At 72.7% G+C, this 25,655-nt stretch carries 28 protein-coding genes and 1 riboswitch; of the genes, 22 read left to right on the forward strand and 6 right to left on the reverse strand.

What is annotated here, in order from left to right; all coding sequences use genetic code 11:
- Window positions 1-236: 236 nt before the first annotated feature.
- The 12 genes from secY to truA all read left to right on the forward strand — a co-directional run bounded on the left by secY (window position 237) and on the right by truA (window position 8,705).
- Window positions 237-1,565, forward strand: coding sequence for a preprotein translocase subunit SecY (secY, locus tag O7542_RS29425; RefSeq protein WP_043328244.1), 1,329 nt, complete (start codon window positions 237-239; stop codon window positions 1,563-1,565).
- Window positions 1,566-2,219 carry an adenylate kinase gene (locus tag O7542_RS29430; RefSeq protein WP_030501603.1) on the forward strand — a complete coding sequence of 218 codons (654 nt, stop codon included), beginning with the start codon at window positions 1,566-1,568 and terminating at the stop codon, window positions 2,217-2,219.
- A gap of 97 nt (window positions 2,220-2,316) precedes the next feature.
- Complete coding sequence (gene map / locus O7542_RS29435; protein WP_030501602.1) at window positions 2,317-3,171, forward strand: type I methionyl aminopeptidase; 855 nt, start codon at window positions 2,317-2,319, stop codon at window positions 3,169-3,171.
- An 83-nt stretch (window positions 3,172-3,254) separates the two neighbouring features.
- Window positions 3,255-3,773 (forward strand): DUF1707 domain-containing protein, encoded by a 519-nt coding sequence (locus O7542_RS29440; protein WP_043330929.1) that lies wholly within the window; start codon window positions 3,255-3,257, stop codon window positions 3,771-3,773.
- 232 nt (window positions 3,774-4,005) lie between these two features.
- The gene (infA, locus tag O7542_RS29445; RefSeq protein WP_007073013.1) at window positions 4,006-4,227 is read left to right on the forward strand and encodes a translation initiation factor IF-1; all 222 of its coding nucleotides are present in this window, start codon (window positions 4,006-4,008) and stop codon (window positions 4,225-4,227) included.
- 92 nt (window positions 4,228-4,319) lie between these two features.
- Window positions 4,320-4,433: a 50S ribosomal protein L36 gene (rpmJ, locus tag O7542_RS29450; protein ID WP_012184307.1), complete on the forward strand. Its 114-nt coding sequence runs from the start codon at window positions 4,320-4,322 to the stop codon at window positions 4,431-4,433.
- Window positions 4,434-4,640: 207 nt separating this feature from the next.
- The gene (rpsM, locus tag O7542_RS29455) at window positions 4,641-5,021 is read left to right on the forward strand and encodes a 30S ribosomal protein S13 (protein WP_013288614.1); all 381 of its coding nucleotides are present in this window, start codon (window positions 4,641-4,643) and stop codon (window positions 5,019-5,021) included.
- A gap of 18 nt (window positions 5,022-5,039) precedes the next feature.
- Complete coding sequence (rpsK, locus tag O7542_RS29460; protein ID WP_013288613.1) at window positions 5,040-5,447, forward strand: 30S ribosomal protein S11; 408 nt, start codon at window positions 5,040-5,042, stop codon at window positions 5,445-5,447.
- Window positions 5,448-5,461: 14 nt separating this feature from the next.
- Complete coding sequence (rpsD, locus tag O7542_RS29465; RefSeq protein WP_018784565.1) at window positions 5,462-6,088, forward strand: 30S ribosomal protein S4; 627 nt, start codon at window positions 5,462-5,464, stop codon at window positions 6,086-6,088.
- Window positions 6,089-6,183: 95 nt separating this feature from the next.
- The gene (locus O7542_RS29470) at window positions 6,184-7,206 is read left to right on the forward strand and encodes a DNA-directed RNA polymerase subunit alpha (RefSeq protein WP_007073009.1); all 1,023 of its coding nucleotides are present in this window, start codon (window positions 6,184-6,186) and stop codon (window positions 7,204-7,206) included.
- A gap of 34 nt (window positions 7,207-7,240) precedes the next feature.
- Window positions 7,241-7,801, forward strand: coding sequence for a 50S ribosomal protein L17 (gene rplQ, locus O7542_RS29475; RefSeq protein ID WP_281605490.1), 561 nt, complete (start codon window positions 7,241-7,243; stop codon window positions 7,799-7,801).
- Between the two features lie 70 nt (window positions 7,802-7,871).
- Window positions 7,872-8,705 carry a tRNA pseudouridine(38-40) synthase TruA gene (truA, locus tag O7542_RS29480; protein ID WP_281605491.1) on the forward strand — a complete coding sequence of 278 codons (834 nt, stop codon included), beginning with the start codon at window positions 7,872-7,874 and terminating at the stop codon, window positions 8,703-8,705.
- Window positions 8,706-8,712: 7 nt separating this feature from the next.
- Here truA and O7542_RS29485 read toward each other — a convergent pair whose 3' ends face one another.
- On the reverse strand, window positions 8,713-9,924 hold the full coding sequence (locus O7542_RS29485; protein ID WP_240925837.1) for a hypothetical protein: 1,212 nt from the start codon (window positions 9,922-9,924) through the stop codon (window positions 8,713-8,715).
- 125 nt (window positions 9,925-10,049) lie between these two features.
- On the opposite strand from O7542_RS29485, the gene O7542_RS29490 reads away from it, so the two are divergent.
- The 3 genes from O7542_RS29490 to O7542_RS29500 are packed head-to-tail and all read left to right on the forward strand — an operon-like array spanning window position 10,050 to window position 13,376.
- On the forward strand, window positions 10,050-10,655 hold the full coding sequence (locus tag O7542_RS29490) for a methyltransferase (protein WP_064446615.1): 606 nt from the start codon (window positions 10,050-10,052) through the stop codon (window positions 10,653-10,655).
- 41 nt (window positions 10,656-10,696) lie between these two features.
- On the forward strand, window positions 10,697-12,376 hold the full coding sequence (locus O7542_RS29495) for an ATP-binding cassette domain-containing protein (RefSeq protein WP_281605492.1): 1,680 nt from the start codon (window positions 10,697-10,699) through the stop codon (window positions 12,374-12,376).
- A gap of 37 nt (window positions 12,377-12,413) precedes the next feature.
- The gene (locus O7542_RS29500) at window positions 12,414-13,376 is read left to right on the forward strand and encodes an aldo/keto reductase (protein WP_281605493.1); all 963 of its coding nucleotides are present in this window, start codon (window positions 12,414-12,416) and stop codon (window positions 13,374-13,376) included.
- 285 nt (window positions 13,377-13,661) lie between these two features.
- Here O7542_RS29500 and O7542_RS29505 read toward each other — a convergent pair whose 3' ends face one another.
- A complete protein-coding gene (locus O7542_RS29505) occupies window positions 13,662-14,546 on the reverse strand; it encodes a type IV toxin-antitoxin system AbiEi family antitoxin (protein ID WP_281605494.1) in 885 nt (294 codons plus the stop codon).
- Window positions 14,547-14,664: 118 nt separating this feature from the next.
- Window positions 14,665-14,776: riboswitch (TPP riboswitch) on the forward strand.
- On the opposite strand from O7542_RS29505, the gene thiE reads away from it, so the two are divergent.
- From thiE to thiC, 7 genes are all read left to right on the forward strand, one after another.
- Window positions 14,771-15,397: a thiamine phosphate synthase gene (gene thiE, locus O7542_RS29510; RefSeq protein ID WP_281605495.1), complete on the forward strand. Its 627-nt coding sequence runs from the start codon at window positions 14,771-14,773 to the stop codon at window positions 15,395-15,397. Its footprint overlaps the riboswitch before it by 6 nt.
- Window positions 15,391-16,521 carry a glycine oxidase ThiO gene (gene thiO / locus O7542_RS29515; RefSeq protein WP_281605496.1) on the forward strand — a complete coding sequence of 377 codons (1,131 nt, stop codon included), beginning with the start codon at window positions 15,391-15,393 and terminating at the stop codon, window positions 16,519-16,521. Before thiE ends, thiO begins: the two co-directional genes overlap by 7 nt.
- A complete protein-coding gene (gene thiS, locus O7542_RS29520) occupies window positions 16,512-16,712 on the forward strand; it encodes a sulfur carrier protein ThiS (protein ID WP_013288601.1) in 201 nt (66 codons plus the stop codon). Before thiO ends, thiS begins: the two co-directional genes overlap by 10 nt.
- A gap of 5 nt (window positions 16,713-16,717) precedes the next feature.
- The gene (locus O7542_RS29525; RefSeq protein WP_043328260.1) at window positions 16,718-17,491 is read left to right on the forward strand and encodes a thiazole synthase; all 774 of its coding nucleotides are present in this window, start codon (window positions 16,718-16,720) and stop codon (window positions 17,489-17,491) included.
- Window positions 17,492-17,553: 62 nt separating this feature from the next.
- The gene (locus O7542_RS29530; RefSeq protein ID WP_281606515.1) at window positions 17,554-18,303 is read left to right on the forward strand and encodes a thiamine phosphate synthase; all 750 of its coding nucleotides are present in this window, start codon (window positions 17,554-17,556) and stop codon (window positions 18,301-18,303) included.
- Entirely contained in the window at window positions 18,300-19,088 is a 789-nt protein-coding gene (gene thiD / locus O7542_RS29535) for a bifunctional hydroxymethylpyrimidine kinase/phosphomethylpyrimidine kinase (RefSeq protein WP_281605497.1), read from the forward strand. The genes O7542_RS29530 and thiD overlap by 4 nt, the downstream gene beginning before the upstream one ends.
- Window positions 19,089-19,105: 17 nt before the next feature.
- The gene (gene thiC / locus O7542_RS29540) at window positions 19,106-20,689 is read left to right on the forward strand and encodes a phosphomethylpyrimidine synthase ThiC (protein ID WP_104113831.1); all 1,584 of its coding nucleotides are present in this window, start codon (window positions 19,106-19,108) and stop codon (window positions 20,687-20,689) included.
- A 46-nt stretch (window positions 20,690-20,735) separates the two neighbouring features.
- Here thiC and O7542_RS29545 read toward each other — a convergent pair whose 3' ends face one another.
- The 4 genes from O7542_RS29545 to O7542_RS29560 form a co-directional block, all read right to left on the reverse strand.
- Window positions 20,736-23,336: a hypothetical protein gene (locus O7542_RS29545; protein ID WP_281605498.1), complete on the reverse strand. Its 2,601-nt coding sequence runs from the start codon at window positions 23,334-23,336 to the stop codon at window positions 20,736-20,738.
- A 74-nt stretch (window positions 23,337-23,410) separates the two neighbouring features.
- A complete protein-coding gene (locus tag O7542_RS29550) occupies window positions 23,411-23,719 on the reverse strand; it encodes a cupin (RefSeq protein WP_043328269.1) in 309 nt (102 codons plus the stop codon).
- A complete protein-coding gene (locus O7542_RS29555) occupies window positions 23,716-24,666 on the reverse strand; it encodes an LLM class F420-dependent oxidoreductase (RefSeq protein WP_064446605.1) in 951 nt (316 codons plus the stop codon). The genes O7542_RS29550 and O7542_RS29555 overlap by 4 nt, the downstream gene beginning before the upstream one ends.
- 2 nt (window positions 24,667-24,668) lie before the next feature.
- A complete protein-coding gene (locus tag O7542_RS29560) occupies window positions 24,669-25,451 on the reverse strand; it encodes an ABC transporter ATP-binding protein (RefSeq protein ID WP_064446604.1) in 783 nt (260 codons plus the stop codon).
- Window positions 25,452-25,655 lie beyond the last annotated feature (204 nt).

Here is a 25,655-nt window from a genome sequence, read left to right on the forward strand (position 1 = left end):
CGATGTTCATGGCGCCCGCTCAGTTGTTCGCAACTGGGCGGGCGCCATGGTCTACCGGCCACGTGTGCGCCGGGTAACATCGGATTCGTTTTATGTAGCCGGGCACATCTGCCCGGAGGGGGATCGGACTGTTAGAGTCCGTTCCCAGCCATGGAATCCGGGCACGCCGCCCGGCCACACCACCCCGCCCCGCCAGGATTCGTCACCGGCGGCCCGCGTCGCGCAGGAGGAAGAAGTTGCTGTCCGCCTTTCTCAGTGCGTTCCGTACGCCTGACCTGCGCAAGAAGCTGCTGTTCACAGTAGGCATCATCGCGGTCTACCGGCTGGGCGCCACGATGCCCAGCCCAGGCGTCTCGTACGGCAACGTGCAGAAGTGTCTCGACACCATCCAGGGTGGCAGCACCGGCGTGCTCAACCTGCTGGATCTCTTCTCCGGTGGCGCGCTGCTCCAGCTCTCGGTCTTCGCGCTGGGCATCATGCCCTACATCACCGCGTCGATCATCCTGCAGCTGCTGACGGTGGTGATCCCGCGCCTGGAGCAGCTCCGCAAGGAGGGCCAGGCCGGGCAGGCCAAGATCACGCAGTACACCCGCTACCTGACGCTGGGTCTGGGCGTTCTGCAGGCCTCGGCGTTCGTGGCGCTGGCCCGCTCCGGGCAGCTGTTCAACAACCAGTGCGACCAGTTCCCGATCGTGCCCCGCGGCACCGGCATCCCGGACTGGCTGACGCTGACGATCCTGGTCATGACCATGACCGCCGGCACCGGCGTGGTGATGTGGCTCGGCGAGCTGATCACCGACCGGGGCGTCGGCAACGGCATGTCCGTGCTGATCTTCACCTCGATCGCGGCCCGGCTCCCCAGTGAGGGCTGGAAGATCAAGACCACCAAGGGCTGGGGGATGTTCCTCCTCGTCATCGCCCTGGTGCTGGTGGTCATCACCGCTGTCACGTTCATCGAGCAGGCGCAGCGCCGCATCCCGGTGCAGTACGCCAAGCGCATGATCGGCCGGCGGATGTACGGCGGCACCTCGACCTACATCCCGCTGAAGGTGAACCAGGCCGGCGTCATCCCGGTCATCTTCGCCTCGTCGCTGCTCTACCTGCCGCAGCTCGCGCTCCAGTTCTTCGATCAGAACGACCCGGGCAAGGTCCAGGCGTGGATCCAGAACCACATCGTGAAGGCGAGCGCGCCGGAGCACATCGCGATCTACTTCCTGCTGATCATCTTCTTCACGTACTTCTACGTGTCGATCACGTTCAACCCGACCGAGGTCGCGGACAACATGAAGAAGTACGGCGGCTTCGTGCCGGGTATCCGCCCCGGCAAGCCGACCGCCGAGTACCTCGACTTCATCCTCAGCCGGATCACCCTGCCGGGCGCGCTCTACCTGGGCATCGTCGCGATCCTGCCGAACTTCTTCTTCATCTGGCTGGACAACCAGCAGTTCCAGAACTTCCCGTTCGGCGGCACCGCTGTGCTGATCATGGTTGGCGTCGGTCTGGAGACCGTGAAGCAGATCGAAAGCCAACTCATGCAGCGGAACTACGAAGGGTTCCTGCGGTAGATGCGACTCGTTCTGGTTGGCCCGCCGGGCGCGGGCAAAGGCACACAGGCGGAGTTCATCGCCGCTCACCTCTCGGTGCCGAAGATCTCGACCGGTGACATCTTCCGGGCGAACGTCTCCCAGGGCACGCCCCTGGGAGTCGAGGCCAAGCGGTACATGGACGCCGGCAAGCTGGTCCCGGACGAGGTCACCATCAACATGGTGCGTGACCGGCTCGCCGAGCCGGACGCGAGCGAGGGCTTCCTGCTCGACGGCTTCCCGCGGACCACGCCGCAGGCCGCCGCGCTGGACAAGCTCCTCGCCGACCTCGGCACCGCGCTGGACCTGGTCCTGGAACTGGTCGTCGACGACGACGAGGTGATCCGGCGGCTGTCCGGCCGGCGCACCTGCCGGGGCTGCGGCAAGATCTGGCACGTCGAGTTCGACGCGACCAGCCGGGAGGGCATCTGCGACCGCTGCGGCGCGGAGCTGTTCCAGCGGGACGACGACAAGCCGGAGACCATCGCCGCCCGGCTGCGCGAGTACGCCGAGAAGACCGCGCCGCTGGTCGACTACTACGGCGCCCAGGGCAAGCTGGTCGGCATCGACGCGACCGGTCCGGTGGAGGACGTCACCGTCCGCGCCATCGACGCGCTGCGCTCGTACGGCGGCTGAGGTCCCACCCGCCACCCGGCGGATAGAGTGCGAACAGCGGGGTACGTGCGACGTGCCCCGCTGCTCCGCGTACGCGCGACGAAAGGTAACCACCACCATGCGCCGTCACCAGCTGGACATCCAGCTGAAGACCCCCGAGCAGATCGAGCTGATGCGGGCCGCCGGTCTGGTCGTCGCCCGTGCCCTGCGCCGGATGCGGGAAGCGGTGGCGCCGGGCGTGTCGACGGCAGACCTGGACGCGATCGCCGAGTCGACGATCCGCGAGGCCGGCGCGGTGCCGTCCTTCAAGGGCTACCACGGCTTCCCGGCGTCGATCTGCTCCTCGGTCAACCAGCAGGTGGTGCACGCCATCCCGTCGCCGCAGCAGGTGCTGCGCGAGGGTGACCTGATCTCGATCGACTGCGGCGCGGTGCTGGACGGCTGGCACGGCGACGCGGCCGTCACGGTGCCGGTCGGCGAGGTCGACCCGGCGCTGCTGAGGATGACGGCGGTGGCCGAGGACGCGATGTGGGCCGGGATCGCGGCGGCGGCGCGCGGGGCGGCCTCGGGCAAGGGCCGGCTCACCGACATCTCCCACGCGGTCGAGAGCGCGGTCCGCAAGGGCGGCCGGTACGGCATCGTCGACGGCTACGGCGGTCACGGCATCGGCACCGAGATGCACCAGGACCCGCACGTGCTCAACCACGGGCGCCCCGGCAAGGGGCCGCGTCTGGTGCCGGGCCTGGCGCTCGCCATCGAGCCGATGATCACCATGGGTTCGCCGCGTACGGTCGAGCTGGCCGACGGCTGGACCGTGGTGACCCGGGACGGCTCCATGGCGGTGCACGTGGAGCACTCGATGGCGCTGCTGGACGACGGCGTGTGGGTGCTGACCGCCGAGGACGGCGGACGGGGTCGCCTGGGCGACCTGGTGACCGCCCGGCAGACGTCTGTCGACTCTCCGGCGGTCTGAGCGGGCGCACGCCCGTCCCGGGCGCCGTGCTGCGGGCCTGGCGGCCGGATGACATGCTTGCTCCCATGGATGAGCGCAACCGGATGCGGGCGGCCGACGCGGACCGGGAGGCCACCGCGGATCGTCTCCGGGCGGCGCTGAACGAGGGCCGGCTCGACCTGAACGAGTACGACGAGCGGCTGCGCCGGGCGTACGGGGCGAAGACCTACGGCGAGCTGGACGAGCTGCTGACCGACCTGCCCGGTTCCCGGCCGGCGGAGACTTCGCTGCCGGCTCCGCGCACGGCCGGGAAGAGCCCGGCGGTTGATCGGGACCAGGCGGCCGTGAGCACGCGCAGCGTCTGGCTGCTGGGGGTGTGGGGGCCCTGGCTGAAGGTGGCCCTGATCCTCACCGCGATCTGGTTCGTCTCCCAGCTGGGTGAGGGCGAGTTCGACGACTACTGGCCGATCTGGGTGCTCGGCCCGTGGGGCGCCGTGGTGCTCTACCAGACGATCCAGGGGCTGGCGCACGGCGCGCCGGAGAAGGACGCGGAGCGCCGGCGGCGCAAGCAGGTCGAGCGGGAGGCGCGCCGCCGGGCGAAGCGGGAGCTGCCGGAGACGTGAGCTGCGTCATATTCACGCCCTGCGGGTGACGGTCCCGCCGGTCGGTTTGGCGAGCGCGCGCGGGTCGGCGTACACTTTCAGATCGGCGCACAGCGTCCACTCCGCCATGCCCACCCTGCGCTTCGGTGGGAGTCGGAGCCGCGGCTGGCGCGGGTTTCCTGATCTTGGTCAGTTCTCCCGTGTAAGACGTTGTGGGCCGTCCGGAGTAACCGACGTCAGGACAGCGGAGGACATGCCGAAAAAAGACGGAGCCATCGAGATCGAGGGTCGGGTCATCGAGCCCCTGCCGAACGCCATGTTCCGGGTGGAGCTCGCGAACGGTCACAAGGTGCTGGCTCACATCAGCGGCAAGATGCGGCAGCACTACATCCGCATCCTGCCGGAGGACCGGGTCGTCGTCGAACTCTCGCCGTACGACCTGACCCGCGGGCGCATCGTCTACCGCTACAAGTAAGCCTGACGGCGGCCGGGACGTTCCCGTGTCCGTCTTCGACGTCCGGGTCGCGCTGCGTCGCGCCTCCGGGCCAGATGGGAAGTAAGGCAACCGTGAAGGTCAAGCCGAGCGTCAAGAGGATCTGCAACAAGTGCCGGGTGATCCGCCGGCACGGCCGGGTCATGGTCATCTGCACCGACCCGCGCCACAAGCAGCGCCAGGGCTGACGCCCCACACATCACCAACTCGTCCCAGCCGCGGTCGGGCGCGCAGCGCGTACCCCCTCGTGGTTGACCCCCGGTCGGAGGCCGGGGCCCGCTCGGGCAGCGACCCGTCCCGGTCGCCGGCGTTCGCCGGAAGGACAGGGACGGTCGGGTAGCGGGGTGGGACGGGTCCACACCTCCGCCACAACATCACGAGGAGTACGCCCGCACATGGCACGTCTAGTCGGCGTGGATCTCCCCCGCGAGAAGCGGATGGAGATCGCGCTCACCTACATCTTCGGGGTCGGTCGCACCCGCGCCCTGGAGACGCTCGCCGCGACCGGCATCTCGCCGGACAAGCGCGTTCGGGACCTCACGGACGAGGAGCTCGTCGAGCTCCGGAACCACATCGAGGGCAACTACAAGGTTGAAGGCGACCTGCGCCGCGAGGTCGCCGCTGACATCCGCCGCAAGGTCGAGATCGGCTGCTACGCCGGTATCCGGCACCGCCGCGGTCTGCCCGTGCGTGGCCAGCGCACCAAGACCAACGCGCGGACCCGGAAGGGCCCGAAGCGGACCGTGGCCGGCAAGAAGAAGCCCGGCAAGAAGTAACTAGGAGCGCACAGACTTATGCCACCGAAGGCTCGTGCCGGAGCCGCCGTCAAGAAGGTCCGGCGCAAGGAACGCAAGAACGTCGCCCACGGGCAGGCGCACATCAAGAGCACCTTCAACAACACCATCGTGTCCATCACGGACCCGACCGGTGCGGTCATCTCCTGGGCCTCCTCCGGCCAGGTCGGCTTCAAGGGCTCCCGCAAGTCGACTCCGTTCGCCGCGCAGCTTGCCGCCGAGGCCGCCGCGCGCCGCGCGATGGAGCACGGCATGCGCAAGGTCGACGTGTTCGTCAAGGGCCCCGGCTCCGGCCGGGAGACCGCCATCCGTTCGCTGCAGGCAGTGGGCCTCGAGGTCGGGCAGATCTCCGACGTCACGCCGCAGCCGCACAACGGGTGCCGTCCGCCGAAGCGTCGCCGGGTCTGAGAGGTTAGAGAGAGATGGCTCGTTACACCGGTGCTGACTGCCGCCGTTGCCGGCGGGAGAAGATGAAGCTGTTCCTCAAGGGCAGCAAGTGCGATGGCCCGAAGTGCCCGTTCGAGTCCCGGCCGTTCCCGCCCGGGCAGCACGGCCGCGGCCGCACGAAGGAGACGGAGTACCTGCTCCAGCTTCGTGAGAAGCAGAAGGCCCGTCGTGTCTACGGCGTGCTGGAGAAGCAGTTCCGCGGCTACTACGAAGAGGCCGTGAGCAAGGAGGCCAAGACCGGCGAGGTCCTGCTGCAGATCCTCGAGTCGCGGCTGGACAACGTGGTCTACCGGGCCGGCTACGCCAAGTCCCGGGACATGGCCCGCCAGCTGGTCAAGCACGGCCACTTCACGGTGAACGGCAAGAAGGTCGACATCCCGTCGTACCGCGTCAAGGAGCACGACATCGTCGAGGTGCGTGCCAAGAGCAAGGAGCTCACCCCGTTCCTCGTGGCGCAGGGTGAGGCCGGCTCGCGGACCGTTCCGGCGTGGCTGGAGGCGATCCCGAGCCAGCTGAAGATCCTCGTGCACTCGCTCCCGGCCCGCCAGGTGATCGACACCCAGGTCCAGGAGCAGCTGATCGTCGAGCTCTACTCCAAGTAAGGGCTCGTTGCGGTGGCCCGTCCTCCGGGGCGGGCCACCGGAACAGTTGTGTCGTGGGCGTCAAATAGCGGGCGCCCCGGAAGAGAAGAGAAAAGATGCTCATCAGCCAGCGACCGTCTCTCTCCGAAGAGTCGATCAACGAGACCCGCTCCCGGTTCACCATCGAGCCGCTGGAGCCCGGCTTCGGCTACACGCTGGGCAACTCGCTGCGGCGTACGCTGCTGTCCTCCATCCCCGGTGCGGCGGTCACCTCGATCAAGATCGACGGTGTGCTGCACGAGTTCACCACGATCCCCGGGGTCAAGGAGGACGTGGTCGAGCTCGTCATGAACATCAAGGAGCTGTGCGTCAGCTCCGAGCACGACGAGCCGGTCAGCATGTACCTGCGCAAGCAGGGCCCGGGCGACGTGACCGCCGGTGACATCCAGCCCCCGGCCGGTGTCTCGGTGCACAACCCGGACCTGAAGCTCGCCACCCTCAACGGCAAGGGCCGGCTCGACATGGAGCTGACCGTCGAGCGGGGTCGCGGCTACGTCACCGCGGCGCAGAACAAGCAGGCGGGCGCCGAGATCGGCCGGATCCCGGTCGACTCGATCTACTCGCCGGTGCTCAAGGTGACGTACCGGGTCGAGGCGACCCGTGTCGAGCAGCGGACCGACTTCGACCGGCTGATCATCGACGTCGAGACCAAGCCGTCGATGGGCCCGCGTACCGCGCTGGCCTCGGCCGGCTCGACGCTGGTGGAGCTGTTCGGGCTCGCCCGTGAGCTGGATGAGACCGCTGAGGGCATCGACATCGGGCCGTCCCCGCAGGACGCCCAGTTGGCGGCCGACCTGGCCCTGCCGATCGAGGAGCTGGACCTGACCGTCCGCTCCTACAACTGCCTCAAGCGCGAGGGCATCAACTCCGTTGGTGAGCTCATCGGGCGTACCGAGGCCGACCTTCTCGACATCCGCAACTTCGGCCAGAAGTCGATCGACGAGGTCAAGATGAAGCTCGCCGGGATGGGCCTGGGGCTGAAGGACTCGGCTCCGAACTTCGACCCGGCGCACGTCGTGGACGCCTTCGGTGAGGCGGACTACGACACCGACGACTACCGCGAGACCGAGCAGCTCTAGTCCGCGCTGCCGCCACACCTGAGGAGCACCAAGCATGCCCACGCCCACCAAGGGCCCCCGCCTCGGCGGCAGCCCCGCGCACGAGCGGCTGATGCTGGCCAACCTGGCCACCGCGCTGTTCCAGCACGGCAAGATCCAGACCACCGAGACGAAGGCCCGGCGGCTGCGTCCGCTGGCCGAGCAGCTCATCACCAAGGCCAAGCGCGGCGACCTCGCCTCGCGTCGCCGGGTGCTGGGCGTCGTCAAGGACAAGGACGTGGTCTACGCCCTGTTCGACCAGATCGCGCCCCGGTACGCCAACCGCAACGGTGGCTACACCCGGATCGTGAAGACCGGTCCGCGCAAGGGTGACGCCGCTCCGATGGCGATCATCGAGCTGGTGGAGGAGCTTCAGGTCGCCGAGCCGAAGGCGAACAAGAAGACCTCCGCCCGCAAGGCCGCGCAGCAGGACAAGGTCGAGGCCCTGGCCCCGGCCGAGGAGAAGCCGCGCTCCAGCGAGGGCGACCAGGACGCCGAGGCCCCGGTCTCCGCGTCGGGTGACACCGCCGCCGCCCGTGAGGACAGCGACGAGGCCACCGAGAACGACAAGGCCTGAGATCAGGCTCGACCGGGCCCGGCATCCCCTCGGGGGTGCCGGGCCCGTCGCCGTCGACAGGAGGTACGAGGTGGACGAGCGGATCCGGCTGCGGCTGGACGTCTCGTACGACGGCACGGACTTCTCCGGCTGGGCGCCCCAGCCGACCCGGCGCACCGTGGCCGGCGTGCTCATGCAGACGCTGGACCTGGTGCTCGGCGCGGGCACGGCGACCGGCCTGACGGTGGCCGGGCGTACCGACGCCGGGGTGCACGCCACCGGGCAGGTCTGCCACCTCGACCTGCCCGCCGCGGTGTGGCGGGAGCACGAGGGGCGGCTGCTGCGCCGGCTGGCCCGGCTCCTCCCGCCGGATGTGCGGGTACGCGCCATGACCGAGGTGCCGGCCGACTTCGACGCCCGCTTCTCGGCCACGTTCCGGCGGTACGAGTACCGGGTCACCGACGCCCCGTGGGGCGCCGAGCCGCTGCGCCGCCGGGACACCCTGGCCTGGCCGAAGCCGCTGGACCTGGCGGCGCTGAACGCCGCCGCGGCCGGGCTGGTGGGCGAGCACGACTTCGCCGCGTACTGCCGGCGCAAGGAGAACGCCACCACGCTGCGCGAGGTGACCCGGCTGGACTGGCGGCGCGACCCGGACGGGATCCTGGTCGCCACCGTGCAGGCCGACGCGTTCTGCCAGAACATGGTGCGCAGCCTGGTCGGGGCGATGCTGGTGGCCGGGGACGGGCGGCGGTCGGTGCAGTGGCCGGCCGGCCTGCTGACCCGGCGTGAGCGCTCCAGCGAGGTGACTGTGGCGCCCGCGCACGGCCTCGCCCTGGTCGCTGTGGGCTACCCGGCCGACCCGGCCGAGTACGCCCGCCGCGCCGATCTGACCCGCCGGTTGCGGGTGCCGGTGGCCGAGGGCTGACCGGAGGTCAGTCGGTGCCCCGCTGACCGGCGCTGTCCCCGGCCGACTCCGCGTCGGGCTGCCCGGCCGTTCCGGCCGCCGCACGACGGTCCAGCACAGCCCGGTTGAGGTGCAGCTCGACCATGTCGTACATGATCTCGCGGGCGGCTGCGTCGTCGCTGGGGATGCGTTCCCCGTCGGCGCGCGTGACCAGGCAGTAGGCGACGTAGTGTCCGCGTACCTGCCAGGCGACCCGGGCCGCGGCCTTCTCCACCACCTCGGTGTCGTCGCCCGCCGCCATGCCACGGAACCGTCCCTGGCGCGCGTCGAGCAGCGGCCGGATGCGGTCGCGTACCCGCTGGGCGGTGGCCACGTCGGTGAGGTTGAACAGACCGGCGGTGATCAGGTGGTCGCCGTCGGGGGAGCGGAGCGTGCCCCGCACGACCTGGTTGCAGCCGAGCCGGACCAGCAGGTCGGCGATCTCGCCGGTGGCCGCGACCTGACACTTCGTACTGGCCTGGGTCTTGAGCACCCGGTACGCCGGCTTCCCGTCGGTGAGCACCAGGTCCTTGGTCGGGAAGACCTCCTTGGCGGTGAGCGTCGCCTGGTCGGTGTCCCGGGAGTCCAGGTCGGTGCCGCCGGCCGGGGTGCTCGACTCGCTCGGCTGCGGGGTCGGCTGGCCGGCGGACGGCGTGGCCGTCCGCTCGTCCAGCAGCGCCGCGACGGCGAGCCCGGTGAGCGAGAGCAGCAGCAGTACGGCGGCGCCACCGACGAGCGCCTGCCAGAACCGGCTGCCGCCGTTGCGGCGGTCGGCGCGCCGGGCCCGGGGCAGTTCGGAGACGTCGCCGGCGCGGGCGGTCGGGTTGGCGGGGATCGGCACTGTCGGCCGGTTCGTCGCCGCCGGTACGGGCGCGGGCATGGGTGGCGCGGGCTGCGGCACCGGGGACGGCTCCCGTGGTGGCGCGGGCCGTCCCGGTGTCGGCGCCGGGGCCGGTGGCGCCGGAACGGGTGCGCGGGTGTCGTCCGCCACCGCCTGCCCGTCGGGGTCGTCCTGCCCGGCCGCGCCGGCCGGCGGTAGCGCCGGTTGCGGGCGCGGCGGCGGGGGCAGCGACGGCGTGGGGAACCGGGAGCGTGACGGACCCGCGGGCGGCGGCGTCGTGGCTGCGGGCCCGTGCGGGGCCGACCCGGGCTTCGGGTACTCCAGGAAGGCGTCCTCATCGGACTCGTACCGGTACACCATGTGGCATAGAGTAGGACTGATTGTCCCTTTCAGGGGTAATATCGGGAAAATCTGGCGGAGTGGCGTCCGGCTCCGCCTCTGACACCGTTGCCGGAACCGCCCCGGCCCGGTGCGAGAATGCCTGCGTGACCGGCGACCACTACTTCACCGCTGAGCCCTCGGGCCCGGCCCGCCCGCGCGAGGTCGAGTTCACAGTCGCCGGGCGCGACTACACGCTCGGCTCGGCCGGTGGCGTCTTCTCCGCCGACCGGCTCGACCCCGGCACCGCCGTGCTGCTGCGCAAGGCCGACCTGCCGGCCGCCGACGTCACCGGCGCGCTGCTCGACATCGGCTGCGGCTTCGGCCCGATCACCTGCGTCCTCGCCACTGTCGCGCCGGAGGCCACCGTCTGGGCCGTGGACGTCAACGAGCGGGCCCGCGCCCTCACCACCGCCAACGCGGCAAGGGTCGGCGCCGCCGACCGGGTACGCGCCGTCGCGCCCGACGAGCTGCCGGACGATGTCACCTTCACCCAGATCTGGTCCAACCCGCCCATCCACATCGGCAAACCGGAACTGCACGGCCTGCTGCTGCGCTGGCTGCCCCGGCTCGCCCCGGACGGCGTGGCCTGGCTCGTCGTCGCCCGGCACCTCGGCGGCGACTCGCTGCACCGCTGGCTGGTCGAGCAGGGCTGGTCCGTCGAGCGGCACGCCAGCCAGAAGGGCTACCGGGTGCTGCGCGTCACCCGGTAATCCGGTGTCGTCCAGCGGCCCGGCTCGGGCAGGATGCCCGCGTGGGATACGTGGACGTGGCAGCGGTCGGGCACATCCTCCCGGACGGGCGTGAGCTGTTCAGCGACGTCTCGTTCCGGGTCGGTGAGGGTGCCAAGGTGGCGCTGGTCGGCCCGAACGGCGCCGGCAAGACCACGCTGCTGCGGATGGTCGCCGGTGACCTGCCGGTGAAGACCGGCGCGATCGCGCGCTCCGGCGGGCTGGGCGTGATGCGGCAGTTCATCGGCATGATCGGCGACGAGTCAACGCTCGCCGACCTGGCGCTCTCCCTCGCCCCGCCCGCGCTGCGCGACGCCGGGCGGCGGCTCGCCGAGACCGAGGCGGCCATGCGGGCGGCCGAGGTCCGCGGCAAGTACAGCTCCGCCGCCGCCAAGGCCCAGCTCGCGTACGCCGAGGCGCTCGCCGCCTGGGGCGAGACCGGCGGTTACGACGCGGAGGTCCTCTTCGACACCGTCGCCACCATCGTGCTGGACCTGCCGTGGGACAGTGCCCGGGACCGGCCGGTGCGCACGCTCTCCGGCGGCCAGCAGAAACGCTTCGCGCTGGAACTGCTGCTGCGCGGCCCGGACGAGGTGCTGCTGCTCGACGAGCCGGACAACTTCCTCGACGTACCCGGCAAACGCTGGCTGGAGGGGCGGCTGCGCGAGTCGGTCAAGTCCGTGCTGTACGTCTCACACGACCGGGAACTGCTGGCCCAGACCGCCGACCGGGTCGTCGCGGTGGAGGGCGGCAGCGCCTGGGTGCACCCGGGCGGCTTCGCGAGCTGGCACGACGCCCGGGTCGCCCGGCACGCCCGCCTCGACGAGCTGCGCAAACGCTGGGACGAGGAGCACCAGAAGCTGCGCGAGCTGATGCTGATGTACAAGCAGAAGGCCGCGTACAACGACGGGATGGCGTCCCGCTACCAGGCCGCGCAGACCCGGCTGCGCAAGTTCGAGGAGGCCGGGCCGCCGCCCGTACCCCCGAAGGACCAGGACATCCGGATGCGCCTGACCGGCGGGCGGACCGGCAAGCGCGCGGTGATCGCCGAGCAGCTGGAGCTGGACGGCTTGACGTACCCGTTCGACCTGGAACTCTGGTACGGCGACCGGGTCGCGGTGCTCGGCGCGAACGGCACCGGCAAGTCGCACTTCCTGCGCCTGCTGGCCCGCGGCGGCACCGACCCGGAGCCCGGCAACACCCCGGTCGACGGCGCCGCCGCGCTCGCGCCGGTCGCGCACGGCGGCGTGGTCCGGCTCGGCGCGCGGGTGCGGCCCGGGCACTTCTCGCAGACCCACGACCGCCCCGAGCTGATGGCGAAGACGCTGGTCGAGGTGCTGTGGCGCGGCGACGAGCACCGGACCGGCATGGACCGGCACGCGGCCATGGCGGCGCTGTCCCGGTACGAGCTGGCCGGTCAGGGCGACCAGCGGTTCGGCACGCTCTCCGGCGGTCAGCAGGCCCGCTTCCTGGTGCTGCTGCTGGAACTGTCCGGCGCGACGCTGCTGCTGCTCGACGAACCCACCGACAACCTCGACCTGGCCTCGGCCGAGGCGCTGGAGGCCGGGCTGACCGCGTTCGAGGGAACTGTCGTCGCGGTCACCCACGACAGGTGGTTCACCCGTACCTTCGACCGGTTCGTGCTGTTCCGCGGCGACGGTGACGTGGTGGAGACGCCGGAGCCGGTCTGGGACGTGGCCTGAGCCGCTCCCCGGGTGGGCCCCGGGGAGCGGGCATAGGGTGGATCTCGTGAGTGAGATGACCTATCGCCGGCTGGGCGACTCCGGGCTCGTGGTGTCAGTGGTCGGCATCGGCTGCAACAACTTCGGCCGCAAACTCGACCTCGACGGCACCCGGGCGGTGGTCGACGCCGCCCTCGACGCCGGGATCAACTTCTTCGACACCGCCGACATCTACGGCGAGCCGCAGGGCGCCTCCGAGGAACTGCTCGGCCAGGCGCTCAAGGGCCGCCGCGACGACGTGGTGGTGGCCACCAAGTTCGGCATGGACATGCACGGCGCGAACGGGCCGGACCACGACGCCCGGGGCGCCCGCCGCTACATCGCCCGCGCCGTCGAGGCGTCGCTGCGCCGGCTCGGCACCGACCACATCGACCTGTACCAGATGCACGAGCCCGACCCGGGCACCCCGATCGACGAGACGCTCGCCGCGCTCGACGACCTGGTGACCGCCGGCAAGGTGCGCTACCTGGGCAACTCCAACTTCGCCGGCTGGCAGATCGCCGACGCCGACTGGACCGCGTCGTCGCAGGGGCGTACCCGGTTCATCTCCGCGCAGAACCACTACTCGCTGGTGGAACGCGGGGTGGAGGCCGAGGTGATCCCGGCGTGCGAGCGGTTCGGCCTCGGCATGCTGCCGTTCTTCCCGCTGGCCAACGGGCTGCTCACCGGCAAGTACAAGCGAGGCGAGGCGCCCCCGGCCGGTAGCCGGCTGGCCGGCGGCGGCCGGTACGCCGAGCGGCTGGCCGCCGCGCGCTGGGACGTCATCGAGGCGATCGATGCGTACGCGGCCGAGCGCGGCATCAGCATGCTGCACGTGGCCATCGGCGGCCTGGCGGCCCGTCCCGCGGTGACGTCCGTGATCGCCGGCGCCACCACTCCCGACCAGGTGACGGCGAACGCCGAAGCCGGCACGTGGCAGCCGTCCGACGAGGACCTGGCCGCCTTGGACGCCATCCTCTGACTGTCCGCGCTCGCGCGCTCGGGCTTGCACGTCGGGCGTGTGCTGGCGCGCTCGGGCTTGCACGCCGGTGCCTGTGCTGGCGCGCTCGGGCCTGCACGTCGGGGCGTGTGCTCGTGTGTCGGGTGTGTGCGTCGGGGCGTGTGCTCACCCGTTTGGGCCTGCGCACACCGGGCTGCCCGCGCGCTCAGCTCACCCACGCGTTCGGCTCCGCCCGCACGTGGACTGTGCGCCCTCAGTTGGGGGCGCGCCCGCGCGGCCTGCGCCCCATCAAGGCTCGCCCACGCGTCAGCCACCCATGGCGTGCCACCCACAGGCAGCGCTCACGACGAGTGGAACACCATGGGTGTCATAAGGGCCTTGAGACACCCATGGCGTTCCGCTTGGGGCTGGATCTGGCGACGAGTGGAACGCGATGGGTGTTTGCGGGCGGGCCTCTGACGCCCGTGGTGTCTCGGGCGGCTCGATGCGGAGCGCCGGCCAGGCCAGGTCCACCCGGGCCACGAAGCGTCCACCGGCGCGTACCTCGTGCTGGGCGGTGAGCGGGCCGAGGCCGGCGTCGAGCAGCCGCAGGCGAGTCTCCATCGGGGACTCGCTCAACGGCTCGGCCAGCGCCAGCACCTCGCGCAACAGCGGAGCGCCCGGCCAGCCCGGCCGGGCGGCGGCGTAGGCCCGCAGGGCGGGCAGCTTCACGGCCCGGCGACGCAGCAGCGCCTCGACGGCGACCAACGCCTCGGCGAGTGAGCCCTGCCGGCCCAGGTCGAACGCCGTGCGAAGGGGCGTGGTGACCGGCAGCCCGCCGACGAGGGTGCGGTCCCGCTCCGGCAGCGGTGACCGGACCAACCGCAACCGTGGGTGCGGTCGCAGCCGCGCAGCAGTCGGCAACAGTACTGTCACCGGCGCGTCGCGGGGGAGCACGTCCGCGCCGAACAACCACGCGGCGCTGCGCCCCGCCAGCACGGCCCCCGGCGGCAGGCGCAACGCCACCGCCTCGCACCACATCCGGTGGTCGTCGGCGCGGTACCCGTCGCGGTGCACGTACACGTCCGGCAGCAGGCGGATCCAGGTCTGCCCGCGCAGCATCGTCCAGGTGAGTAGCCCTTCGGAGACGGCGTCGCTGCCCCGGAACGGCAGGACCGCCAGGCGGCGGGGAACACGGGCGGGAACGGACACCCAGGCAGCGTGTCGTGACGGGACGGTCACCCGCTGCCCCGATCCGGCGCACGGCTGGTTCCTGGGAAAAACCTCACCCGGGCTTCCGTACGGGCGGGACGCGTCGTACGGTAGGCCGCAAGTGACCCACGGGAGCCCGGTGCGGACCGGGCTGAGAGGGGGGCTGGGAGCCCCCGACCGTCGAACCTGATCCGGGTAATGCCGGCGCAGGGAGGAGCGTTGCCGTGCTGTCCCTGGGACGACTGCATCTCATCACCGACACCCGGCCGGGGCGTGACCCGCTCGCCGTGTTGCGTGCCGCACTGCCCGTGGCGGGCGCAGACCTCGTCGTGCAGGTGCGCGTGGAGGACGACGCCACCGACCGGGAGGCGTACGAGCTGGCCCGGCTGGTGGTCGACGCCTGCCGGCCGTACGGAGCACAGTGCCTGGTCAACGACCGGCTGCAAGTGGCGCTCGCGGTGGACGCCGCCGGTGGCCACGTCGGCGCGGACGACCTGCCGGTGCGTGCCGCGCGCCGGGTGCTCGGCCCGGACGCGGTGCTCGGCGCGACCGCCCGCGAACCGGTGACCGCCCGGGCCGCGGTGGACGCGGGCGCGAGCTACCTGGGCGTGGGCCCGTGCCACGCCACCACCACCAAGTCCGGCCTGCCGGAACCGATCGGCCCCGAGGGGATACGCGCGGTCGCCGAAGCGGTGACCGTGCCGGTGATCGCGATCGGCGGGGTGACCGCCTCAAGCGTGCCGGAGCTGCGGGCCGCCGGGGCGTACGGGGTGGCGGTGGTCGGCGCGCTCAGCGGGGCAGCCGATCCCGCGCACGCCACCGCCGAGCTGCTGCGGGCCCTGACGTGTTAACAGGGGGCCCTTCCTCTACCGGAGGCGTTAACAGGGGGCCCTTCCTTAACGACGTGGCGGTGGTGGGGGGCGGGCCTGTCGGGTGGGCGATCGCGTGGCGGTGCGCGCAGCGTGGACTGCGCGTGGTGGTGCACGACGACCGGCCTGGGTCGGGCGCGTCGTCGGTGGCCGCCGGGATGCTGTCGCCGGTCGCCGAGGCGTACTTCGGTGAGCACGAACTCACCGCGCTGCTCGTCGAGTCCGCCGCCCGCTGGCCCGGCTTCGCGACCGAGCTGGCCGAGGCGAGCGGCGTCGACATCGGCTACCGCACCGAGGGCACGCTCGTCGTCGGGCTCACCGCCGACGACCTGGCCGAGGCGAGGCGGCTGTGGTCGTACCAGCAGGGCCTGGAACTGCCGATCACGCCGCTGCGTCCCTCGGAGCTGCGCGACCGCGAGCCGGCGTTGGCGCCGCGTGTGCGCGGCGGCGCGGTGGCCCCCGGTGATCACCAGGTCGACCCGCGGCGGCTGGTCGCCGCGTTGCGCACGGCCGCGGAACGCGCCGGCGTGGAGCTGCGCCCGGCGCGCGTCGGCGCGCTGTCCGAGGTGGACGCGCGGGTCACTGTGGTCGCGGCCGGCTGCGGCGCGGCGGCGCTGACCGGCCTGCCGGTCCGGCCGGTGAAGGGCCAGGTGCTGCGGCTGCGCGCGCCGGGTGGCGGTCCGCCGGGCTTCCGGCACGTGATCCGGGGGTACGCGGACAGCGAGCCGGTCTACCTGGTGCCCCGGGACAGCGGCGAGGTCGTGGTCGGGGCGACGGTCGAGGAGCGCGCGGACACCGCTGTCACCGCCGGTGGCGTGCTGACACTGCTGCGCGCCGCCACGGAGCTGGTGCCGGAACTCGTCGAGTACGAGCTGGTGGAGGCAGTCGCCGGGCTGCGCCCCGGTACGCCGGACAACGCGCCGATCATCGGGCCGCTGCCCGGGCAGCCGGGCGTGCTCGCCGCGACCGGGCACCACAGGCACGGCATCGTGCTCACCCCGGTCACCGCCGACCTGGTCACCGAGCTGATCGTCACCGGCGAGCCGGATCCCGCGCTCGTCCCCTTCACCCCGGACCGCTTCGGGAAGGAGCGCACGTGGAACTGATCGTCAACGGCACCGGCCGGACGCTGCCCGAGGGCGTCACCGTCGCCGAGGTGGTCCGCACCGTCACCGACCGGGAGCGCGGGCTCGCCGTGGCGGTGAACGGCGAGGTGGTGCCGCGCGGCGGCTGGTCGGCGAGCGTCCTGCGCGACGGCGACCGGGTCGAGGTGCTCAGCGCCACCCAGGGCGGGTGAGCAGGATGTCCACGCTTGAGATCGGCGGGGTCGGGTTCGGCTCCCGGCTCATCCTCGGCACCGGTGGCGCGGCGAACCTGCACGTGCTGGAGGCGGCGATCCGCGCGGCCGGCACCGAGCTGGTGACGCTGGCGCTGCGCCGGGTCGACACCACGCCCGGCGGGTCGGGTGGCCTGCTCGACCTGGTGGAGCGGTGCGGCGTACGGCTGCTGCCGAACACCGCCGGCTGCCGGACCGCTGTGGAGGCGGTGAAGACGGCGCACCTGGCCCGGGAGGCGTTCGACACCGACTGGGTGAAGCTGGAGGTGATCGGCGACGAGCGCACGCTCCTGCCCGACGGGGTGGAGCTGCTGCGCGCCGCCGAGGAGCTGGTCGCGGACGGGTTCACCGTGCTGCCGTACACGTCGGACGATCCGGTGCTCGCGCGGCGGCTGGCCGACGTGGGCTGCGCGGCGGTGATGCCGGCCGGGTCGCCGATCGGCTCCGGGCTGGGCATCGGCAACCCGCACCACATCCGGCTGATCCGGCAGGCGGTCGACGTGCCGGTGGTGCTCGACGCGGGCATCGGCACCGCCTCCGACGCCGCCCTCGCCATGGAGCTGGGTTGCGACGCGGTGCTGCTGGCGAGCGCCGTGACCCGGGCCGCCGACCCGGTCGCGATGGCCACGGCGATGCGCTACGCGGTCGAGGCCGGCCGCCTGGCGTACGGCGCCGGCCGCATCACCCGCCGCTTCCACGCCCTGCCGTCCACCCCCGACGAGGGACGGCCCGACCTGTGACCGCCTCACGCGTAGCGGATCTTGGTACGGAGGCGCCCCCCGAGGGGCGGCCGCGTACCAAGATCCAGGGCAGGCCGAGCGGGGTCGTGCTGCTGACCGATCGGCGGGTGGCCCGGGGGGCGCTCGTCGACGTGGTGGCGGCTGCCGTGGGTGGGGGAGTGCGGTGGGTGGTGCTGCGGGAGAAGGACCTGCCGCGCGCCGAACGCCTCGCGCTCGCCGTCGACCTGCGCGCGATCCTCGCCGACGCGGGCGGCACGCTCGTCGTCGCCGGACCCGACCCGCTCGACGGGGACGCGGTGCACCTACCGGCTGCCGGCCCGTACCCGCCGCCCGCCGTCGGCCTGGTCGGCCGCTCCTGCCACGACACCGCCGAGCTGGCCCGCCTCACCACCGAGCACTACGCCACCCTGTCCCCGCTCTACGAGACAAAGACAAAACCCGGCTACGGCCCTGTGTTGGGACCGGGCGGATTGAGCGAGCTGATCGCGGTCAGCCCCGTGCCCGTCCTCGCGCTGGGCGGCATCGAGAACCCGGACCAGGTCCACGCATGCGTCGAGGCGGGCGCCGCCGGAGTAGCCGTGCTGGGCGCGATCATGCGCGCGGACGACCCGAGAGAAACCGCCACCACGCTGGGCAGAGCCTTCCAGGAGGCAGCAACCCGTCTGGCACGCACCCACCCGGCAGGCCCGAGCGGAGGCCCCCACGCGACAGGGCTGCGGCCGACCGTGCCCACGGAGGGATCAAGCCTGACCGCCCGGAGTGGGCACGGTCGGCCGCAGCCCCCAACCGCAACAAACGGAGAAGACCAGTGACGCCGAGAACAGTCCTCACGATCGCCGGATCCGACTCCGGAGCAGGAGCAGGCATCCAGGCCGACCTCAAGACGTTCGCCGCGCTCGGCGCGTACGGCACGAGCGTGCTCACCGCTGTCACCGCGCAGAGCACCAGGGGCGTGGACGCCGTCCTGCCGCTGCCCCCGCAGACGGTGCGCGACCAGATGGACAGCGTGCTCGGCGACTTCGACGTGCGGGCCGTGAAGAGCGGCATGCTCGGTACCCCGGCGGTCGCCGACGCGGTGGCCGAGGCGGCCCGGGCCGGGCGGCTGCCACACCTGGTCGTCGACCCGGTACTGGTTGCCACCAGTGGGCACCGGCTCGGCGTGGTGGAGGCGGTCGAGCGGCTCCTGCCGTACGCGGAAGTGGCGACGCCGAACTGCGCGGAGGCCGCGGCCCTCACCGGAGCCCCGGTGGGCACGGTCGAGGAAATGGTGGCGGCGGCCGAGGCGCTGGCGGCGCGCGGACCGGCGTTCGTGGTGGTGACCGGCGGTGACGTGGACGCCGACGGCGAGTCGGTGGACGTCCTGTCGGGCGGCGGAACCACTCGGCTGCTGCGCGCGCCCCGGGTGGACACCCGGCACAACCACGGCACCGGCTGTTCGTTCTCGGCCGCCGTCGCGGTCCGGCTCGCCGCGGGTGACGCGGTGCCGGTCGCGGTGGCGGTCGCCAAGGAGTACGTCACCCGCGCGCTGACCGGCGCGCGGACCTGGGAGCTGGGCGCGGGACGCGGCCCGCTGGACCACTTCGGCTGGTCCGCATGAGCGACAGGGAGGCTGTCATGCAGGCACGTCGCAAGGTGTACGTGGAAGGGTCACGCCCGGACATCCGGGTGCCGTTCGCCGAGGTGCCGCTGACCGGGGACAACCCACCGGTACGGCTCTACGACACCTCCGGTCCCGGCTCCGACCCGGAGGTGGGGCTGCCCGCGCTGCGCGGGCCGTGGATCGCCGAGCGCGGTGACGTCGCCCCGGTACGCGGCGCCGGTACGCCGCTGGCCGGAACCCGTCCGACTCAGCTCGCGTACGCGCGGGCCGGGATCGTCACGCCGGAGATGGAGTTCGTGGCGATCCGGGAGTCGGTGTCGCCGGAGTTCGTGCGGGACGAGATCGCGGCCGGTCGGGCCGTGCTGCCGCTGAACGTGAACCACCCGGAGTGCGAGCCGGCGATCATCGGCAAGGCGTTCCTGGTGAAGGTCAACGCGAACATCGGCACCTCGGCTGTCACCTCGTCGGTGGCCGAGGAGGTGGAGAAGCTGACCTGGGCCACGCGGTGGGGCGCGGACACCGTGATGGACCTGTCCACCGGCAAGCGTATTCACGAGACGCGCGAGGCGATCGTGCGGAACGCGCCGGTGCCGATCGGCACGGTGCCGATCTACCAGGCGCTGGAGAAGGTCGGCGGTGACCCGGTGAAGCTGAGCTGGGAGGTGTTCCGCGAGACCGTCATCGAGCAGGCGGAGCAGGGCGTCGACTACATGACCGTGCACGCCGGGGTGCTGCTGCCGTACGTGCCGCTGGCGGTGGACCGGGTGACGGGCATCGTGTCCCGGGGTGGCTCGATCATGGCGGCCTGGTGCCTGGCGCACCACGAGGAGAACTTCCTCTACACCAACTTCCGGGAGCTGTGTTCGCTGCTCGCGAAGTACGACGTGACGTTCTCCCTCGGTGACGGCCTGCGCCCCGGTTCCATCGCGGACGCCAACGACGAGGCGCAGTTCGCCGAGCTGCGCACGCTCGGCGAACTGACGAAGATCGCCTGGGAGTACGACGTCCAGGTGATGATCGAGGGCCCCGGGCACGTGCCGATGCACAAGATCAAGGAGAACGTGGACCTCCAGCAGGAGTGGTGCCACGAGGCGCCGTTCTACACGCTCGGGCCGCTGACCACCGACGTCGCGCCCGCGTACGACCACATCACCTCGGCGATCGGCGCGGCGATGATCGGCATGTTCGGCACCGCCATGCTCTGCTACGTCACCCCGAAGGAGCACCTCGGGCTGCCCGACCGCGACGATGTGAAGGCGGGCGTGATCGCGTACAAGATCGCCGCGCACGCGGCCGACCTGGCCAAGGGGCACCCCGGCGCGCAGGCGTGGGACGACGCGCTCTCCAAGGCCCGGTTCGAGTTCCGCTGGGAAGACCAGTTCAACCTGGCGCTCGACCCGGAGACCGCACGGGCGTACCACGACGCGACGCTGCCCGCCGAGCCCGCCAAGACCGCGCACTTCTGCTCGATGTGCGGCCCGAAGTTCTGCTCCATGAAGATCACGCAGGAGTTGAAGGAGTACGCCGCGCGGGGCATGCGCGACAAGTCGGAGGAGTTCGTCGCCGGCGGGTCACGGGTCTACCTGCCACTGGCGTGACCGGAGCCGGGGCGGGCCTGGTGTCCCGGCCCGCCCCGGTGCTCGTTCAGTCGCGGTGGTGCCGCCCGGTACGCAGCGAGCGGGCGTCGTCGGCGTTGTCGTCCGAGGCGAGACCGGCGACCCAGTCCACGTACTCGTCGTCGGCCGCGGTGGTCGGTTCGGCCGTACGCTCGGCCGGCTCCGGCTCATCCTTGGCCCGGTTGCGCCGGAACAGGCCACGCCGGGCCTTCGACTTCCCGGCGGGCGGGTCGGCGTCGTCCGGTCCGGAGTGCCGCCCGCGCCGGGAGTCCGCCTCCGTCTCCTTGGCCTCCGGCGGCGCGGCACCCGCCTCGCCCGGTACGGCAGTCGCCGCCTCGGGCCGGGCGAGCGGCATCCCCGCCTCCGGCCGGGCGAGCGGCCCCGCCGGGCGGGCGTTCGTGGCGAGCGCGTCCCAACCGGTGCTCGCACCCGGCTCGGGCAGACCACGGTGCCGGGGACGCGGCGCCGGCTCGCCCGGGGCGACCGCGTCCGCGGCGTCCCGGGCCGGCGCGTCCGGTTCGGCGGTCGCGCGGTGCGGCCGGCCCGCCGGGGTGATCGGCCAGGCCGGGCGCACCTCGCCGGGCTGCCCGGTCACGTCCTCGAACATCGCGAACCGCGGCCGGGTCGACGGGGCGGGCGCCGGGTCGTCGAAGAAGAAGTTGCGTCCGGTACGCCCGGTCGGCGCCACCACGTTCGAGTCGGTGCTCGTGTCGTCCCGGTCCGGGTTCGTGGCCTGGGGGGTCGGCTCGGCGTCGGCTCCCCCGCTCGGCGCAGCTTCGGTTCGGCCGCCCGGTGTCGTCGGCGCGGTGTCGGCCGGGCCGGGGGAGGTCGGACCGGTGGCGCGCGGCGCCTTCGGAGTGCGGGTACGCCGGGGGCGTGCGGCGCGGCCGGCCGCGCCGGTGTCTCCGGGGGCTTCGGCCGGTGGCGCGGCGGGGGTGTCACTGCCCGCGTCGGCCGTGACCGGCCCGGCGAGGGCGCCGCTGTCCGTACGCGGGCCGGGAACGTGGCTGTCGGCGGTGGCCGGTGATGCGTCCTTCGCGGTGGTGCCCGCGCCGGCGCTGGGAGTGGTGACGTCTCCGGGGCGGGGTGCTGTGCCGTCGGCGGATGACACCGGCCCGTCGGTAGTCCCGCTGGACCGGCCCGCGCGGGTGCGGCGCGGCCGGGTCACCCGTGGCGTGGCCGCCGCCGCTTCCGGCGCCGGTGCGGCATCGTCCGTGCCGGTGCCGGTGCCGGTGCCGGTGGCGGTCTCGCTGTCGGCCGGAATGCCGGTGGCCTGCCCGGACGCTCGATCGGCGGCTTCGGAACCGGCGGCCGGGTCGGGAGCGGCCGGACGGTCCGTGGTGGCCGCCTCGCCGGTGCTGTCCGCGTGGGCCGTGCCCGTGCCCGGGCCCGGACCCGCGACCGGGTCGGGGCGGCCCGCGGCGAGGACGTCGATGGCCGAGGTCCGGCGCCCCGGGGGCAGCAGACCCGGCATGGGCTGGCCGTGGCTCGTGTCGGCGACGGCCGGGCGCTCACCCGCCGGCCGTTCCGCAGCGGTCGGCAGATCGGCGGCGGGCAGATCCGCGAGGGCCGGCCGGCCGGCGGCGGGAAGATCGGTACCGGCCGGAGCCGTCGCCGTGGCCGAGCCGCCGGGCTCCGGCCAGTTCCAGTGCGCGGGCGCGGCGGCGCCGCTCGTCAGCGGCGGCGCGGGCGGAGCGGCCGGGACGCCCGGAGCGGCCGAGTGCGGCAGCGGCGCGAGGATGTCGGTGGCCTCGACCGCGTCGGGATCGCCGTCGGCGGTGACCGGCCGGGGCAGCATCGTGGTGGCGGTCGAGCCGAGCGCACCGGCGACGACAGCGATCAGCGCGCCGTAGTAGGGCGCGAGCTGGTACCTGTCGGTCGCGGCGCCCGGCCCGGCGGTCAGGTAGGCGAACGCGACGAGCACCGGACCGGCCGCGCCGGCCGCGCCACCGACCAGCGGCGGCCATCCGGCGCGGCGTGCCAGCACGCCGACCGCGCCACCGGCGAGCAGGGCCAGCGTGGGCAGCAGCAGCATGGACAGGCGCTGCGCGGCCGCCGGGTCCAGCCAGGACGGTTCGAGGACGCCGAGCCGGACGGATGCCAGCGGGCGGTCCGAGACGATGGTGGGCGCGACGGAGAGCAGCGCCAGCAGCCAGACGATCCCGGCGGTGATCGCCACACCCCAGCCGAACGGCGGCTTCAGCAGTACGGCGATCGCCGCGCCCGCGCCGACCACCGCGCCGAGCGCGGCGCAGACGCCGGCGGCCCAGACCGGGTCGACGGATCCGGCCAGCTCGGCCGCGCGGGCCGGTTGCATGCACAGCGGGGCGACCACCGTCGCGCCCAGCGCGCTGACGCCGGCGATGGAGAGCAGTTCGGTGGTGCCGCCGGGGAGGTCGTCGCGGCGGGCGAAGCGCTCGGTGAGGACGGCTCCGGCGACCGTGGCGACCACGGCGAACCAGCCCACCCAGACGAGCTGGGCGGGCCACCTGTTCACCGAGGCGTCGACGAACGCGCCGTCGAGGCGGACGACTCCGAAGCCGTACGCGATGCCCAACTGGCCGGCCCCGGCCAGTACGCTCACTCCGAGCGCCGTGAGCAGCAGCCTGCCCCACGTCCGAAAGGCCATGTCCGGCACGTTACGGCCCGGTGCCCCCGATCGCCACCTTGCCGCCGCGCGGCGCGGCGAACCTGCCGGCGTGGCTACTTCAGCTCGACCAGGCGGGCGAGGTAGGTGGTGTCGCCGACGTTGGTCAGCATGTGCACCGCGCCCGGATCCCGGTAGACGACGCCGCCGGTCGGCTCGTCGGCGTCGATGGTGGTGCCGTCGATCGTCTGCACCACGTTCTTCGCGCCCTGGACCGCCACCACCAGGTACGGGTGGTCGTGGCGGTGCAGCGGCTGCCGCTCACCCGGCTCCAGCCGGATGTGCCAGACCCGTACCCGGTCGTTCTCGTACACGATCTCTTGGCCCACCGGGCCGAGTTCGAGGTCGGTGGAGAGTTCGGTCATCGTGGTCCGTCCAGTCGGGGGAGCACCTCGGCGGCGATGAGCTCCACGTGGTCGAGGTCGTCGAAGTCGATCAGGCGCAGGTGCACCCGGGTGGCCCCGATCGCGGCGAACTCGCCGATCCGGTCCACGAGCTGGGCGGGGGAGCCGACCACCGGGTCCTCCGGCGGCAGCGCGCTCGTGACGTGCAGCGGGGCGGCCCGGCGCTGCGCCTCGGCGTCGGTGCGCCCGATCGCCACGACGATGCCGGCGGAGAGCGTCAGCGGGGCCCGGCCGGAGGCGTCCCGGCCGGTGCGGTCGCACGCCTCCCGGACCCGGTCGTACGCGGAGGCGGTCTCGGCCACGCTCTTGAACGGCATGTTGAACTCGTCGGCGTAGCGGGCGGCCAGCTCGGGCGTGCGCTTCGGTCCACGGCCGCCGACGATCACCGGCGGGCCGGGCTGCTGCACCGGTTTGGGCAGCGTCGGCGCGTCGACCAGGCGGTAGTGCTCGCCGGTGAAGCTGTACGTCTCGTCGGCCGGGGTGCGCCACAGCCCGGTGACGATCTCCAGCTGCTCGGCGAGCCGGTCGAAGCGTTCGCTGACCGGCGGGAACGGGATGCCGAACGCGGTGTGCTCACGCTCGTACCAGCCGGCGCCGATGCCCAGCTCGACCCGGCCGCCGCTCATCCGGTCGACCTGGGCGACCATGACGGCGAGCGGCCCGGGGAGCCGGAACGTGGCGGACGTGACGAGCGTGCCGAGCCGGATCCGGGAGGTCTCCCGGGCCAGTGCGGCGAGCGTCAGCCAGGCGTCGGTGGGGCCGGGCAGCGCCGGCTCGTCCCCCATCGCCCGGTAGTGGTCGGCCCGGAAGAAGCCCTCGAAGCCGGTCTCCTCGACCAGCCGGGCGAACCGGAGCTGGTCGTCGTAGTCCGCTCCGCGGTGGGGTTCGGTGAAGACCGAGACCCGCATGGTCACCGTCCTCCCACGGGTACGCCGGGGGCGTCCCGCTCCATCAGCAGTTCGTGCAGCTCGGCGCTGATCCGCGCGACATCGGCCAGGTGTTCGTGCCGGCCGAGCGTGCGGGGCCGGGGGACGTTCACCTCGACCACCTCGCGGATCCGGCCGGGGCGCGGGCTGAGCACGACGACCCGGTCGGCGAGCAGCACCGCCTCGTCGATCGAGTGGGTGACGAAGACGATCGTGGCCTTCGTCTCCATGTGCACCCGCTGGAGTTCGCCGGAGAGCTCCTCGCGGGTGAGCGCGTCGAGCGCGGAGAACGGCTCGTCCATGAGCATCACCCGGGGTGAGCCGATGAGCGACCGGCAGAGCGAGACGCGCTGCTGCATGCCACCGGACAGCTCGTGCGGGAGCCGCTTCTCGAAGCCGCCCAGCCCGGCCATCTCCAGCAGCTGGCGGGCGCGGTCGCGGTGCTCGGCCCGGCGCCAGCCGAAGATCTCCACCGGCAGCAGCACGTTGTCCAGCACCGTGCGCCAGGGCAGCAGGGCCGGCCGCTGGAACAGCATGGCCACGTCGCGGCGGGGCTTCGTGATCGGCGTACCGGCCACGGTGATCTCGCCGCCGCTGACCGGGAGCAGGCCGGCGATCATGCGCAGGAGCGTGGACTTGCCACAGCCGGACCGGCCGAGTACGGCGACGAACTCGCCTTCGGCGACGTCGAGGTCGATGCCGCGCAGCGCCTCCACCTGCCCGGATCGGCCGTCGAAGGTGCGGGACACCCCGGACAGTCGGATCATCTTCCGCCGGCTCCCTTCCACGTCGTCCGAATGCGAGCCGGGCTAGCGTAGCGGACGGTGCTTATAGCACTGTCCGGGGTGGACGTCAGTCCGCTTTCCGTCACGCAACTTCGTTTCCGTTCCGCAACCGGGACGGAGGGGGCACGCCATCCGCCTTCTCGTACGCTGTTGCGCGCGAAGAGTCCCCTCACGACGGTCCAGTCG

This window comes from Micromonospora sp. WMMC264, from assembly GCF_027497275.1.
In the GTDB taxonomy this organism is placed as follows: domain Bacteria; phylum Actinomycetota; class Actinomycetes; order Mycobacteriales; family Micromonosporaceae; genus Micromonospora; species Micromonospora chalcea.

Bases quoted from the DNA above. Each gene is read 5' to 3' on its own strand.
- O7542_RS29430 (WP_030501603.1), top strand. From the start codon at position 1,566: ATGCGACTCGTTCTGGTTGGCCCGCCGGGCGCGGGCAAAGGCACACAG.
- map (WP_030501602.1), top strand. From the start codon at position 2,317: ATGCGCCGTCACCAGCTGGACATCCAGCTGAAGACCCCCGAGCAGATC.
- O7542_RS29440 (WP_043330929.1), top strand. From the start codon at position 3,255: ATGCGGGCGGCCGACGCGGACCGGGAGGCCACCGCGGATCGTCTCCGG.
- infA (WP_007073013.1), top strand. From the start codon at position 4,006: ATGCCGAAAAAAGACGGAGCCATCGAGATCGAGGGTCGGGTCATCGAG.
- rpsM (WP_013288614.1), top strand. From the start codon at position 4,641: ATGGCACGTCTAGTCGGCGTGGATCTCCCCCGCGAGAAGCGGATGGAG.
- rpsK (WP_013288613.1), top strand. From the start codon at position 5,040: ATGCCACCGAAGGCTCGTGCCGGAGCCGCCGTCAAGAAGGTCCGGCGC.
- rpsD (WP_018784565.1), top strand. From the start codon at position 5,462: ATGGCTCGTTACACCGGTGCTGACTGCCGCCGTTGCCGGCGGGAGAAG.
- O7542_RS29470 (WP_007073009.1), top strand. From the start codon at position 6,184: ATGCTCATCAGCCAGCGACCGTCTCTCTCCGAAGAGTCGATCAACGAG.
- rplQ (WP_281605490.1), top strand. From the start codon at position 7,241: ATGCCCACGCCCACCAAGGGCCCCCGCCTCGGCGGCAGCCCCGCGCAC.
- O7542_RS29485 (WP_240925837.1), bottom strand. From the start codon at position 9,924: ATGGTGTACCGGTACGAGTCCGATGAGGACGCCTTCCTGGAGTACCCG.
- O7542_RS29525 (WP_043328260.1), top strand. From the start codon at position 16,718: ATGTCCACGCTTGAGATCGGCGGGGTCGGGTTCGGCTCCCGGCTCATC.
- thiC (WP_104113831.1), top strand. From the start codon at position 19,106: ATGCAGGCACGTCGCAAGGTGTACGTGGAAGGGTCACGCCCGGACATC.
- O7542_RS29545 (WP_281605498.1), bottom strand. From the start codon at position 23,336: ATGGCCTTTCGGACGTGGGGCAGGCTGCTGCTCACGGCGCTCGGAGTG.
- O7542_RS29550 (WP_043328269.1), bottom strand. From the start codon at position 23,719: ATGACCGAACTCTCCACCGACCTCGAACTCGGCCCGGTGGGCCAAGAG.
- O7542_RS29555 (WP_064446605.1), bottom strand. From the start codon at position 24,666: ATGCGGGTCTCGGTCTTCACCGAACCCCACCGCGGAGCGGACTACGAC.
- O7542_RS29560 (WP_064446604.1), bottom strand. From the start codon at position 25,451: ATGATCCGACTGTCCGGGGTGTCCCGCACCTTCGACGGCCGATCCGGG.